The sequence below is a fragment of the Enterococcus sp. DIV1094 genome (assembly GCF_017316305.2).
In the GTDB taxonomy this organism is placed as follows: Bacteria; Bacillota; Bacilli; order Lactobacillales; family Enterococcaceae; genus Enterococcus_B; species Enterococcus_B mangumiae.
The window spans coordinates 1,298,095-1,312,214 of sequence record NZ_CP147250.1; the positions used below are offsets into that span (position 1 = coordinate 1,298,095).

Consider the following 14,120-nt stretch of genomic DNA (forward strand, 5'->3'; position numbering starts at 1 on the left):
TATTGTGTAATTGAGTTTGTGTAGCTACATAAAAAATAGTGTTTTGTAAGCCGATGTTTAAGTTTGGACAAATTTAATCAAATAAGTCAGCTAATGGGAAAGTTAAACCCTGCTAAGAGTAAACTTGGCAGGGGATTTTTGATTCTATGTGTTTTTTCGGTTTAATCACCATCAAAAAGTTTAATTAATTAAGTGTGTTTATTTCATTCTATTCACTTCGTACTAGTTTTAGTATTGTAAGGATAGAAGTTGATTAAACAAAGGTTTATAATAGGGGGAAATACTTATTTTTAGAATATTTAACTATCGTTGTGTAGGTGTAGATATTTGTCTATCGTATTCTTTTAAAAACATTTTTAGTATACCTGCGATAGTCGCAACGTTAAATTCAGGATTTCCAAAATGGATACTTGCATTTTTAAACTGATCCTTGAATATGTCAGCAACAATTCTATCCTCAATATTTCTGTTAATTAATTCTTGTTGGAAAGAAATCCCATAGATTTTTTTATACTCAATCATACCTTGAAATGCCCAAAACGTATCATAAAAATCAGCTTTATAAGCTTTTAACCAATCCCACATTATTTCTGGATCAGAAACATTAGGATTATCAATGTGGCATCTTTTACATAATAATACGTAGTTAGAAGGAATGTCTTTCCCACCTAGAGAATGTGGGATAATATGACATCGTTCCAATTTTTTTTGATATCCACATCTCCAGCATCGTTCATGAGCCTCACTAAAATCTACGCTTAAATCTCCCTCATAAACTTTTGTTACCCAATACGACACAATATCATCAATTGGAGTTTTAATATTCGATCTTTTAGCCATAGTATCTCCCATTCAGAATTTTATTAATCTAATATAGTTTTATAATTTTTAATAATAATAATTTTGTTTGATATTTTTCATTTATTATCAAAAAAATATTTGCTCTGATATGAAGCCATAATTATGTAGCTTATTTCATTATATAATTTCTTGATACTTTCACGAGGTGATTTTTGATGTTGAATACTTTTATGTAAATTAGTACTATGCTCTATATCTATATATTGAGACTAAACAAAATTAGTGATGTCATATGCTTCAGCTTTTACGGAAATTCTTTACAGTTTATTATGTACTATCAATCATTAAATAGTCAATTCTCTATGTACAAAGGTTATTGTTTGCAATAACAAATAAAACCGTGAATCCCTTCATTAACAAAGGTTTCACGGTTTCTTTGATTATCCTATTCCCACTCCACAGTTGCTGGTGGTTTAGAGGTAATATCGTACACGATACGGTTCACGTGTGCGACTTCATTGACGATACGTACAGAGATTTTTTGTAGTACATCCCATGGGATACGCGCAAAGTCAGCTGTCATGCCGTCGATCGAAGTGACTGCACGGATGCCGACTGTGTAGTCATACGTACGTCCATCGCCCATTACACCCACAGAACGGATGCCTGGTAAGACAGTGAAGTATTGCCAGATGTCACGGTCAAGACCGGCAGCGGCGATTTCTTCACGTAAGATCATATCTGATTCACGGACGATCTCAAGTTTTTCTTCAGTGATTTCACCTAAGACACGGATACCAAGACCTGGTCCAGGGAAAGGTTGACGCCAAACGATTGAATCAGGCATACCAAGCTGTGTACCTAATTCACGGACTTCGTCTTTGAATAGTGTATTCAATGGTTCGATCAATTCAAATTGCATATCCTCAGGCAAGCCACCTACGTTGTGGTGTGATTTGATCGTTTGGGCAGTTTCTGTTCCACTTTCGATTACGTCTGTGTAAAGTGTTCCTTGTGCTAAGAAAGATACGCCTTCTTCGCCAGCAAGTTTTGTTGCTTCGTCGTCAAACAAGTAGACAAACTCATTACCGATAATTTTACGTTTTTGTTCAGGATCAGAGACACCTGCAAGTTTATCTAAGAAACGCTCTCTTGCGTCTACTTTGATAATGTTCAAGCCGAATTTTCCGCCTAAGCTTTCCATGACTTGATCTGCTTCACCTTTACGCAATAGACCGTGGTCAACGAAAATCGATGTTAATTGATCACCGATTGCTTTTTGTAAAAGGACACCAACGACACTTGAATCCACTCCGCCAGATAAACCAAGTAGGACTTTTTTATCGCCGACTTGTTCACGGATTTTTTCGATTTGCATGTCGATGAAATTGTTCATTGTCCAATTTCCTTCACACTGACAAATGTCAAAAGCAAAATGACGTAATAATTCGATTCCGTATTCTGAATGACGAACTTCTGCGTGGAATTGGATACCGTAGAAGTTACGTTCTTTGTTTTGGATCGATGCGATCGGGCAGTCGTTACTTGTAGCAACAGTTTCAAAACCTTCTGGTACTTTCGTCACTAGATCTCCATGGCTCATCCAAACGGTTTGTTGTTTTGGTGTTTGGCTGAATAGCGCCGCATCATCTGCTGTTACTTCAAGTAATGCTTTTCCGTATTCACGGTTTTTCGCTGGCTCAACAGAACCACCAAGTTTGTACGTGATCAATTGCATACCATAACAAATCCCTAACACTGGAATCCCTAAATTGAAGATTTCAGGATCAATGCCAAAAGCATTTTCGTCATAGACACTGTTTGGACCTCCAGAAAGGATGATCCCTTTCGGATTCATGGCTTTCACTTCTTCAGCTGTAATGCGGTGGCTCAATAATTCAGAAAAAACACCTAAATCACGGATGCGTCGTGTAATCAATTGATTATATTGACTACCGTAATCTAGTACGATGATTTTTTCAACGTTTGTCATATCGGCAACGTTCGTCACATTTATTACCCCTATCCCTTTAAAATTTATCTCAAAATAGTTGAACTATTTTAAAATGCTAATATTTTCGCATGAAAATCGAATCGATGATATGATTTTCAGTTTTATGGAGAATTATATCGGCTCTTCCACGAGTAGGCAAGATATATTCGTTTAAATTCTTCAAATTCACATTTTTCCATACATCTCTTGCCATTTTGAATGCATCTTCACGATTGCCAATGGCAAATTGATAGTAATAGTTTTGTGGATGTTGAAAAGCTGTATCAAGTAACGCACCAAAGCGATCCAAATACCATTTTTCGATCAATTCAGAATCTGCATCCACATAAACAGAGAAATCAAAAAAATCACTGACGTAAATTTGTTGATTGGCTGGCAGTTGGAGCGTATTGATTCCTTCGACGATCAAAATGTCCGGTTGTTGGATCAGTTCATATTCATCGGGAATAATATCATAAACATCGTGGGAATAGACCGGTACTTTTGTTGTTTCTTGACCAGATTTTACTTGGTTAAGAAAGTCGATCAGCATTTCCATGTCATAGCTTTCTGGAAATCCTTTCCGATCCATGATGCCACGTTCTTTTAAGACTTTATTCGGATACAAGAAGCCGTCGGTGGTGATCAACTGGACATTTCTTCGTTTGAATGTCCGAGATAAGATCATTTGTAACAAGCGTGCAGTCGTACTTTTACCAACTGCGACACTTCCGGCAATCCCAATGATAAACGGTGGAACTTGGACGTACTTGTGTAGGAATAACCCTTTGCTCAGAGAGAGGGATTCAAACTCTTTCATATGAAGAAAGATCAAGTGTGCAAGTGGTACATAGATGTCGCGAACATCTTGCATGGAAATACGGTCGTTCAAACTTTTTATACTATTTAGTTCATCTTGTGTCAATGGAGCTTGACCATTTCGGTAAAATTCGCGCCACTCTTCTCTTGCCACACGGTAATAATTCATTGGATCATTCATACATAGCCTCCTGGATTCTCCCATCAATGGACCTATTTTAACATAAAAGAGCATCAAACCCTACCACTTAGGCGAGAAACTCATTGGTTTTTCTCAAATCAAAGGATGGAAGAATAAGTATTTCGTTTTTTTTCATAACAGAAAGGCGGGGAGGGCATAGATGGGATTTCAGTAAATAAAAAAGAAACATCCACAAAATTTTGAAGGGTAGATTTCGTGGATGTTTACTTATTTTATGAAGTTAAATATTTCTGTGTTGGCTTCTTGCCTGCATTTATTTTTGATCTTTGGTTCCTTGTCTTAGTTTGACAGTAAGGCTTATCGTTTTGACAAGTAAGAGGGGTGATTCTCTATCGAGGTTCTTTCTAAAGTTTTGTGACATTTTTGAGTAAAGATTGCTTGGATTTCTTTTTCAACTTCTGGATAGAAGTAAAAGTTTTTTGATTCACTATTTTTATAAAGATAAAAATGAATGGTCGGAAATGTTGGTAAAGAGACAAAACAAACGGGTTCAATGGTTAAGAGTTCTTGTGCAAAGGGATTGACTAATAACATTCCTTTGCCTTCTGTGATCATCTTCATTGCCCCTAAGCTATCTGGACAAACGATATATTTTGGTTCGCTCGTCAGCTGTTGTGCTACTTTTTTTGTGATCACTTGATGTTCGACATGATCGAGTAAAAAGATAAAAGGTAATTCTTCAAGTATCTCCGTGGACAATGCACCATCTGGTTTTAGTAAATATTCACTGACTGCTACTTTGAGTTCTAAAGTTGCCAACCTTGTTTGAACAAATTTCGGGTGATCTAAGGTGGCAGAAGTAATCGCAAAATCGATTTCTTTCTGGCTTAGTTTATTCAATAAGTCCAATGAAGGAACATAGCGGTAGTCGATCGTAAAGCTTTGATGATGAGTTGGATACTTGTCTGCTTCAAAGATAAACGATGCATCACTTGTGCCAACACGCAAAGAAGGATAGTCCACTGATTCATTTAATGAGATATTCAATTTCTTCGCTTCCGACAAAATCAATTCTACGGAAGGAAGAATCGATTTCCCATGGCTACTCAACTTGATTTTTTTGCCATGACGTTCGAATAGTTCAGTCCCGATTTCTTGTTCTAAACTTTTTAACGAACTACTTAATGAGGAAATACTGACATGGAGCTCTTTTGAAGCTTGTGAAAGACTATTGAAACGGGCAATCATATAGAAATACTCTAATTTTTCGATCGACATACACCTATGCCTCCTTTAACATTTTATTCTCCCCCTAAATTTCTCATGCGCCTTTTTAAAAAACAAGGGTTATATAGCAGGGCGCATAGAGATTAAACATTCCTTAATAAATGTGAAACGAATCACTATTACTTTTAATAGGAAATGAAACATGACAGTTTTATCGGTTGCTAGTTGATTTTTATGCGAGTCAATGATTTATAGACTCTTGATCGAAGGCTAGTGATTGATAGGTTGCAATGGATGAAGTGAATCTCAACTAGGAAAGGGAATCAACACACCTAGGAAAGCAAAAGAATGTGGAATAAGACACGCTTACTTAAAGCGGTTTTCTACTGATTTTTTGGTGGCGTGAGGTTTACTGACAACATAAAAAAGCCTCCTTAATACATAAAGGGCGGCGTACTCAAATAAACATTGGATAGTGTAATTTGCAATTGTAAGGCGCAATTGTAATCACGTTAATTGAGCTTTGGCTTTCTGAGACGTAAGAAACAAGTTCTAGTTATCTTGGAAAAGCCTTAATCCGACAATCCCTGCTTTACTCGTTACTGTCTCTCGACATTTCCGAGCGATAACCTATGTTCTTCAGAGTAACCTCACCTAATATGATTATTTTTTCATCCATATCATAAAGGGCAGTGGAAGTAATAGTCAATCATGCGCGTTTCATGAATAGAGATATCATGGAGATATTTGTCTTCTTAAAAACGATAATAGTAGGGTTTATGGGACTTCTATTGATATTTTCTCTACTTTCACGAAACAGATTACGCAAATACCGAAAAAGGAGAAGAGTGAGCAGCTAAGAAAAGTTTTTTCTTCCGTATCGCGATTAAATGGTTTTATTTATAAAAGAAAACCGAAGAAAAGGTGTTCCAGAAGCAACTCCTTCGGAAATAAGCCAGGAAACCCAAAAATTTGAAGAACAATTTTCGGGTTTCCTGGCTTATTTCTCGAAGCTGGACACTTCTGTCACACCCTCGAAGAAACACAATTTCGCTTGCACCTTCTCAAGGAACACGATAGACTATGAACATCTAATAGATGAGAAGGATGGAAACTATGACGAATCATTATTATTCCGAACACCCAGAGACTGCTCATGAGTTTGATGAATGGTCATTTGAGTTAAGAGGAAAAAACTTTCAGTTCGTAACAGACTCGGGCGTGTTTTCACGTGAAACAGTCGACTATGGCTCACGCGTATTGATTGATGCCTTTGAATGGACGCAGTTACCTGAAGGCAAAATTTTGGATGTTGGTTGTGGCTATGGTCCAATCGGGCTTTCTCTTGCATATGCGAGTGAACGTTTTGTGGAGATGGTAGACATCAATGCTCGAGCGGTGGACTTAGCACAAGGAAATGCGAAGCGCAATCAAATCAAAAATGTAGCGATCTACCAGTCAAACATTTATGATGAGGTGGCAGAAACAGACTATGCTGCAATCGTCAGCAATCCGCCGATCCGTGCAGGCAAAAAAGTCGTACATGAAATCCTGACTGGTGCCTATGCCCGTTTGCGTACAGGTGGTACTTTAACGATCGTCATTCAGAAAAAACAAGGCGCACCTAGCGCGCAAAAGAAAATGCAGGAAACATTTGGTAACGCAGAAATCGTGATCAAAGATAAAGGATATTATATTATCCGAAGCGTGAAAGAAGATTAAAAATAATCGCATAAAAACAAAGAAACAGTCAAAGGAATGAGTAGTCATTTCTTTGGCTGTTTTGTTTATTCTTACAGGAAGCTGGTAAATGGGTATGTGAGAGGAACTAGAATACAAAGAAAGTAAAAAACAAGAAACAAAAAATAAAAAATATGGAAATAAAATAACTTGCTTATGAGTTTTTGTCGTTTTAAAATTAACTTGAAAAAAGATATTATATTTGAGTTTTGCTTCTTTTAAAATAACAAATTATCGTTGTTGGGATAGGTGCTTGATTATGGACACCGTGCAAACGACAGGTGAATGGCGCTCAAAATCGAAATCTAAAGAGCAATTTCAAGGGTGTTTGTGGGGCTAGGATGCGTATGCTGGAGTTTTTATAATGATAAAAATATGTTAACCATTTTTTGAGAGTTACAGCGGGAAGTTAGTTAAGAAGTAATGGAGGAGGAAAGAGAATGGAGTTTTTAAACGAAGAAGAAATGGAAAAACTTATCCATAAATGGAGCAATAGAATGGGAAAGTACCAAATTCTATATTTGGATCATGCTTTTTTTCGTGTGACGAATTATCAAGAAGAAGAGAGTCATAAACAAGCAATTTTGCAATTTTTGAATAATAAGGATCATCATTCCTACAAAAAAGATAGCCGTTCAACAAATAATATCATTTTCAGCGAACTTTTATCATTTGATCACCTAGAGCAGTACCCGATTTTAGTCAATCCTGCGTTGATGCGAGGATCTAACCTTAGCTACAGCGATTTTTTTGGTGATTATGGACATTATACTCATGGTTTTCTTTATGGTAGAGGGGATCGTTCTAGTGAAGAGAAGGATTTTTATCGCTTAAATAAAGAATTATTTCCAGAACAAGAGCGCTTAGTTATTAGAGAATGGAATGATGATTGGTCGACATTTTTTTGTATGGGTAGAAGGCATAAAGGAAATCGCTTATTCACAGTATACGATCCACAACAAAAACGTATAACTGTCATTTACATTCCGCTAGTAGAGGAGGAGCCATATGAAATTATTGGATAAGGAGACGAATCGCTTTGTATTGACCATGGTTGAAAAAAATATTTGGATGAAAGATGTAGCGATCAACTATGTATTTTTCCAAGAAAAGAATCATCAAGGATACGAAAGCCATAGAAAAGCAGCTCTGGCATTTGTTACATCCATCAATGAGAGACGAGGGCATGATCGAATTGAGTATACAGATAAACTTGATTTCCCAGTCAATATAACAGCACCTTATTCCATAAATCCTAATGTAATGGAAGCCAAAAGGATTCCATTTGATGCTTTTTTTTCTACATATAGTAACTTGAAAGGTCAATATATTTCAGATTATGCCTACGCTTTTTTTAAAATTCCTTTTTTCTATAGAGGAGGCAAGAAAGATTTCATTGAACTAAATGATTACTTGTTTCCTAGGAAAGAAACATTAGTCATTTACCAATGGAACAACATATGGTCAGATTATTTTGCTTATGGAAAACATTCCGAAAAAGGAGCGTATCTGTGGACGATTTATGATCCAACAAGAAAAAGATTTACGGTATGTGGGGCATCGAGGTTAAAATGAATGAGGAGGAACAAATGAAATATTTAAAAGAGGAGACGTGTCAGTTTGAAAAGAAGCTTTGTTCAAAAAAATTTCCAAGATCTAGGCTTGGGCTCGATTATGTTTTTTTTGAAGAAACAGATTATCGTGGATATTCCAGTCATCGTAAAGCTGCCCTCGAATTCATCAAAGTGAAGAATGATGAAAGAGGTGTTCCAGGGATTCTCTATACAGATTTACGTTACTTTGATGATTTACCTATCATACACGATCCGATCAAATTGATATATGCAGTGAATCCAGAGTTAATGTATGGGAAACCGATAGAGGCAGATGCTTTCTTTTCAGTTGAAAAAACAGATAAAAACAACTATGTTTCTGGTTACGCTCAAACATTTCTTGATTCTCTGTATTCTAATATTGGGGATGAAGCAGATTTTCTTTTTTGGAATGATGTATTATTCCCTGATAAAACTGCGTTAACGATATACAAGTGGAATGATAATTGGTCGAATTATTTTTCTGCGGGTAGGGAATGGATGGGTACTTTCTTTTGGACAATTTATGACATTACATCAAATAAACTGATTGTTATCGGTTGTTCTTTGACCGATTAAGTGTACCAGGATGTCAAAACACCAATTAGCTCAGAAATATTGAGTTTAATTGGTGTTTTATTGTATGGTTACAATTTGCAAAAGGGTGTGTGGGCCAGTGTGCATGATTCGCACCTATATCAAGTGGTTGAGTCATTGGAGGAAGGCAAATAAAGTTAACTGACGGAAAGTGAGAGGTAACCTTGAAAAAGAACACGTCGTTTATCAAGTTTACCTAGCAAATAGTTATAGGTTACTGATTTACTTTTGGACAAGCCCTTTTTTCCTCTATCCATTTCGAAAACCATTTGGTACACTGTTAAGGAATTTACATATAAAAAGGGGGAACAAAGGTGAAACTGACAATTCGGGATATTGCTGAGATGGCGGGGGTTTCAGTGACGACTGTGTCACAAATCTTAAACAATAAAGGTAGTCGTTTTAGTGAAAAGACACGAAAAAAAGTATTAGCGATCGTGAACGAGCATCATTATAAACCAGATTATTTTGCTTCTAATGTGATCAATCGTCACTCAAAAACAATTGGCATGATCGTGCCAGATGTGACGGATTTCTTCTTTTCAAAAGTGATCGAAGGAGTCGAAAGCTATTTGAATCCACTTGGATATGTCATCATTCTTTGTAACTCCAGACATAGTCAAGAAAATGAGTTGAAATACTTGAGAGAGCTTTCTCATCGAGCGGTGGATGGCTTGTTACTGGCTACGCCAAATGTGTTGCCCCAAGAGTATGCACTGGATAGTGGTTTTTATAACAATATGCCGATCATCCTGATCGATCGTGGATTGAATCGTCGGGATAATGGTCGTTTGATCGTGAAAGAATATGAAGGCGCTTATCAAGCAGTCTCATTGTTGATCAAAAACGGTCATACGAAAATTGGTATGCTAAAGGAAACAACTGGGTATTATCAATTAGAGGAGCGATTTAACGGTTATCGTCATGCGCTGAAAGATCATGAGTTAGCGTTTAACGGGAAGTTTGTCGAAGAAGGCGACCTGACTGTTCAAGGTGGATATGAAGCAAGTAAGCGTTTGTTACGTCACAAAGATGTAACGGCGGTATTTTGTGGGAACGATGCAATGGCAATCGGTTGTTACCAAGCCATCCATGAGATGGGCAAGCGTATTCCAGAAGATATTTCAGTGATTGGCTTTGATGGATTAAAATTGTCTGAGTATATGATCCCTAAGCTGACAACGGTCAAACAACCAAGTTTTGATATCGGTTTTTATGCGGCTCGCTTTTTGATTGATACGATTGAATTTCCACAAAGAAAAGTTCCGAACAAAGTATTCGAAACAAAATTAATTATTCGTGAGAGCGTAAAAACATTGACAAAGGTCTAGTTGGGCGTTATATTGCTTATGTAAGTGTTTACAAAGCTGGTAAGATACAATGCGAGAAACTAGTAAACCGGTTTACTAAAGTGGTTTACCTTTTCCGAATTTCCTGTATAATACCGAATGAAGACGAGGAGGATTACGTCATGCGGATGGTCGATTTGATTGAAAAAAAGAGAGATGGGCACCAGTTATCTAAGGAAGAAATCTCGTACATTATCACGAATTACACAAATGATAAAATCCCTGATTATCAAATCAGTGCATTATTGATGGCTATCTTTTATCAAGATATGACCGATGAAGAAATTACTGAGCTAACATTAGCAATCGCTCATTCTGGCGATGTGATCGATTTAAGTTCATTAGAAGGAATAAAAGTCGACAAACATTCTACCGGAGGCGTGGGAGATACTACTACATTGATCTTAGCACCTTTAGTAGCAAGTGTTGGCGCCACAGTGGCAAAAATGTCAGGACGTGGGCTTGGTTATACAGGCGGTACATTAGACAAATTGGAAGCTATTCCTGGATTTCGTATCGAGCTGTCTGACGAAGAATTTATACGTACGGTGAATGAAAGCAAAGTCGCTGTCATTGGGCAATCAGGTAATCTTGCTCCAGCAGATAAAAAATTATATGCCTTGCGTGATGTGACCGCAACGGTTAACTCGATCCCATTGATCGCTAGCTCGATCATGAGTAAGAAAATTGCTGCGGGTGCGGATGCGATCGTGTTGGATGTGACTACAGGTGACGGTGCCTTCATGAAAAATATTGATGATGCGAGACGTTTGGCGAAGACCATGACAAGAATCGGCAAGTTGGCGGATCGCCAAACAGTGGCAGTGATTTCTGATATGTCTGAACCGTTGGGCGAAGCAATCGGCAATAGCTTAGAAGTCGTTGAAGCAATCGAGACACTTCAGGGGAACGGACCGGAAGATTTAGTCGAAATGTGCTATGCTTTAGGTAGTCAAATGGTTGTGCTAGCAGGTAAAGCAACAACGATCGAAGAGGCACGTGCGTTGCTTAAAGAAGCGCTTGAATCTGGAAAAGCTTTGGCGAAATTCAAAGAGATGATCAAAAACCAAGGGGGAGACCCGACGATCGTCGATCAACCAGAACGTTTGTTGACTGCTCGTTATACCTATGAATTGCCGGCAAAAGCGTCAGGTGTCGTTACAAAAATCGTAGCGAACGAATTAGGGATCGCGGCAATGATGCTTGGTGCAGGACGTAAAACGAAAGAAGACTCGATCGACCATGCTGTAGGGTTGCGATTGAATAAAAAAATCGGCGACAAGATAGAAGAAGGGGAATCCTTATTGACGATCTACAGTAATGAAGAAGAAATCTCTTCAGTGATCGACTTATTATATAAAAATATTGAAATTGGAAATAAGGCTGAGAAGCCAATATTGATACACGACATTATCACAGAGTAGAAGGAGAAGAGACATGGAATTAAATCGAATGATCGACCACACAATTCTAAAAGCAGATGCTACAAAGGCTGATGTAATGCGTATTATTGAGGAAGCAAAAAAACATCATTTCTATTCAGTATGTATTAATCCAACATGGGTTGCCTTAGCAAAAGAAGAATTAAAAGGTGAGCCAGTTGCCGTTTGTACCGTAATCGGTTTTCCTTTGGGAGCGAACACAGCTGAAACAAAGGCATTTGAAACAGCGAATGCGATTGAAAATGGTGCGGATGAAGTAGATATGGTCATCAATATCGGTGCATTGAAATCTGAGCAAGACGATGTCGTGAAAAAGGATATCGAAGCAGTAGTTGAAGCAGCAAAAGATCGCGCGTTAGTGAAAGTGATTATCGAAACAGCATTGTTGGAACAAGCAGAGATCATCAAAGCTTGCGAATTGGCGAAAGCTGCGGGCGCTGATTTTGTGAAGACTTCTACTGGGTTCTCAACAGGTGGAGCAAGAGTGGAAGATATTCGCTTGATGCGTGAAACGGTTGGGCCAGAGATGGGTGTCAAAGCTTCTGGCGGTATCCATAATGAAGCGGAAGCTGTTGCGATGGTCGAAGCTGGTGCGACAAGAATCGGCACAAGTGCAGGTGTAGCAATCATGTCCGGTTCAACTGGCGAAGGCTATTAATTTCTAAGGAGAAAAAGATGTCAGAAATCAAACAAGAATGGATCGATATCGCGATCGACGCTTTGGATAAAGCGTATGTTCCTTACTCCAAATTTCCAGTCGGTGCTTGTTTAGTGACAGCCTCTGGGAAAACCTATCAAGGATTGAATATCGAAAATGCGTCATTTGGTTTAACGAATTGCGCAGAACGTACCGCATTTTTTAAGGCAGTATCCGAAAAAGAAATGGATTTTGCTCATCTAGTCGTTGCAGGACACACGCCTGAGCCAATTTCTCCATGTGGCGCCTGTCGCCAAGTCATGGCAGAATTTTGTGACGCAGAGATGCCAGTCACGTTGGTAGGCGACCACGGTGTGACGAAAACAATGACCGTGAGAGAGTTATTACCTTACGCATTTTCAGAAAAAGATTTATAAACTATGTTCAATTCAGTCAGCTGACTGTTGAAAAAACAACTACTTTAGGGGGCTTTACAGAAATGAAAAAAGCAAAATTATTTGGTTTAGGTGCTATCGCACTATCAGCCGGCTTACTTTTAAGCGCATGCGGTAACGGCGGTTCAGATTCTACTGATTCAACAGGTGGAAACAGTGCATCAGGAACAGCAACTGCAGCATTGATTACAGATACTGGTGGCGTCGATGACCGTTCATTCAACCAGTCAGCTTGGGAAGGGTTAGAAGATTGGGGTAAAGAACAAGGCTTGTCTCGCGGAAATGACGGCTTCCAATATTTCCAATCATCAAATGAATCAGATTATATCCCAAATATCGATCAAGCGTTGAACGCAGGCTTCAAAACAATTTTTGGGATCGGGTTTAAATTAAAACCAGCGATCGAAGAACAAGCAACAAGTAATCCTGAAACAAATTTTGCGATCATTGATGATGTCATTGAAGGAAAAGACAACGTAGTTTCAGCAACATTTAAAGACAACGAAGCTTCTTACCTTGCAGGAATCGCAGCAGCTTACACAACTGAAACAAATGTTGTTGGCTTTATCGGTGGAGTTAAAGGTGAAGTAATCGACCGCTTTGAAGCTGGTTTCAATGCAGGTGTGAAAGCCGGCGCTGAAGCGTTGAACAAAGAAATCGAAGTATTGAACCAATACGCTGGTGACTTCTCAGCTCCAGATAAAGGACGTTCAATTGCACAAGGTATGTACGCACAAAATGCCGACATCATTTTCCATGCTTCAGGTGGTACCGGTAACGGTGTCTTCCAAGAAGCAAAATCATTGAATGAATCAGGCGACAAAAAAGTTTGGGTAATTGGTGTTGACCGTGACCAATCTGACGAAGGTAACTACACATTAGATGGTGAAGACAAGAACTTCACATTGACATCAACACTTAAAGGTGTAGGAACAGTTGTAAAAGATTTAGCGCAACAATCAGCAGATGGTAATTTCCCTGGTGGCGAACACACTGTTTATGGTTTGAAAGAAGACGGTGTAGGTATCACTGAAGGACAACTTTCTGATGAAGCGAAAAAAGCAGTAGACGAAGCGAAAGAAAAAATCATTTCAGGCGATATCGAAGTTCCAGAAACTCCTGAAAGCTAATAAATTCCATTTCTATAGCCTTGTTGGACAATTGTTTAACAGGGCTATCGTTTAGTTATTATCTATTGTTGTTTTTTTATTCAAGTTGTTAGCTACCCCGATTTGGATAAGGGAACAACTCGTTTCAAGTAGCTGAACTCCTTGGATTTTGGTTATTCGATCGTAGGCGTTTTTGTGAACGAATATGATCGTCCCT

13 protein-coding genes and 1 riboswitch are annotated in these 14,120 nt (G+C 38.3%); of the genes, 9 read left to right on the forward strand and 4 right to left on the reverse strand.

Going from position 1 to position 14,120, the window contains the following annotated elements; translation table 11 throughout:
- Window positions 1–303: 303 nt before the first annotated feature.
- The 4 genes from DOK79_RS06275 to DOK79_RS06290 form a co-directional block, all read right to left on the reverse strand.
- Window positions 304–840: an HNH endonuclease gene (locus DOK79_RS06275; RefSeq protein ID WP_206854673.1), complete on the reverse strand. Its 537-nt coding sequence runs from the start codon at window positions 838–840 to the stop codon at window positions 304–306.
- Window positions 841–1,246: 406 nt separating this feature from the next.
- Window positions 1,247–2,812, reverse strand: a complete 1,566-nt coding sequence (guaA, locus tag DOK79_RS06280; protein ID WP_206854671.1) for a glutamine-hydrolyzing GMP synthase — start codon at window positions 2,810–2,812, stop codon at window positions 1,247–1,249.
- A 58-nt stretch (window positions 2,813–2,870) separates the two neighbouring features.
- Window positions 2,871–3,794 (reverse strand): type I pantothenate kinase, encoded by a 924-nt coding sequence (gene coaA / locus DOK79_RS06285; RefSeq protein WP_206854670.1) that lies wholly within the window; start codon window positions 3,792–3,794, stop codon window positions 2,871–2,873.
- A gap of 318 nt (window positions 3,795–4,112) precedes the next feature.
- Window positions 4,113–5,033 carry a LysR family transcriptional regulator gene (locus DOK79_RS06290; RefSeq protein ID WP_206854668.1) on the reverse strand — a complete coding sequence of 307 codons (921 nt, stop codon included), beginning with the start codon at window positions 5,031–5,033 and terminating at the stop codon, window positions 4,113–4,115.
- Window positions 5,034–5,483: 450 nt separating this feature from the next.
- A riboswitch (M-box (ykoK) riboswitch) is annotated at window positions 5,484–5,651 on the reverse strand.
- A 447-nt stretch (window positions 5,652–6,098) separates the two neighbouring features.
- Here DOK79_RS06290 and DOK79_RS06295 point away from each other — a divergent pair.
- The 9 genes from DOK79_RS06295 (at window position 6,099) to DOK79_RS06335 (ending at window position 13,924) form a co-directional block, all read left to right on the forward strand.
- Window positions 6,099–6,704, forward strand: a complete 606-nt coding sequence (locus DOK79_RS06295) for a class I SAM-dependent methyltransferase (protein WP_206854666.1) — start codon at window positions 6,099–6,101, stop codon at window positions 6,702–6,704.
- Between the two features lie 458 nt (window positions 6,705–7,162).
- Window positions 7,163–7,747 carry a hypothetical protein gene (locus tag DOK79_RS06300; RefSeq protein WP_206854664.1) on the forward strand — a complete coding sequence of 195 codons (585 nt, stop codon included), beginning with the start codon at window positions 7,163–7,165 and terminating at the stop codon, window positions 7,745–7,747.
- Window positions 7,731–8,297 (forward strand): hypothetical protein, encoded by a 567-nt coding sequence (locus DOK79_RS06305; protein ID WP_206854663.1) that lies wholly within the window; start codon window positions 7,731–7,733, stop codon window positions 8,295–8,297. Before DOK79_RS06300 ends, DOK79_RS06305 begins: the two co-directional genes overlap by 17 nt.
- Window positions 8,298–8,311: 14 nt before the next feature.
- Window positions 8,312–8,893 (forward strand): hypothetical protein, encoded by a 582-nt coding sequence (locus DOK79_RS06310; RefSeq protein ID WP_206854660.1) that lies wholly within the window; start codon window positions 8,312–8,314, stop codon window positions 8,891–8,893.
- 332 nt (window positions 8,894–9,225) lie between these two features.
- Window positions 9,226–10,242 carry a substrate-binding domain-containing protein gene (locus DOK79_RS06315; protein WP_206854657.1) on the forward strand — a complete coding sequence of 339 codons (1,017 nt, stop codon included), beginning with the start codon at window positions 9,226–9,228 and terminating at the stop codon, window positions 10,240–10,242.
- Between the two features lie 140 nt (window positions 10,243–10,382).
- Window positions 10,383–11,684: a pyrimidine-nucleoside phosphorylase gene (locus tag DOK79_RS06320; RefSeq protein ID WP_206854654.1), complete on the forward strand. Its 1,302-nt coding sequence runs from the start codon at window positions 10,383–10,385 to the stop codon at window positions 11,682–11,684.
- 13 nt (window positions 11,685–11,697) lie between these two features.
- Window positions 11,698–12,360 (forward strand): deoxyribose-phosphate aldolase, encoded by a 663-nt coding sequence (deoC, locus tag DOK79_RS06325; RefSeq protein ID WP_206854651.1) that lies wholly within the window; start codon window positions 11,698–11,700, stop codon window positions 12,358–12,360.
- A gap of 17 nt (window positions 12,361–12,377) precedes the next feature.
- Complete coding sequence (locus DOK79_RS06330; RefSeq protein WP_206854649.1) at window positions 12,378–12,776, forward strand: cytidine deaminase; 399 nt, start codon at window positions 12,378–12,380, stop codon at window positions 12,774–12,776.
- A gap of 62 nt (window positions 12,777–12,838) precedes the next feature.
- Entirely contained in the window at window positions 12,839–13,924 is a 1,086-nt protein-coding gene (locus DOK79_RS06335) for a BMP family lipoprotein (RefSeq protein WP_206854646.1), read from the forward strand.
- Window positions 13,925–14,120 lie beyond the last annotated feature (196 nt).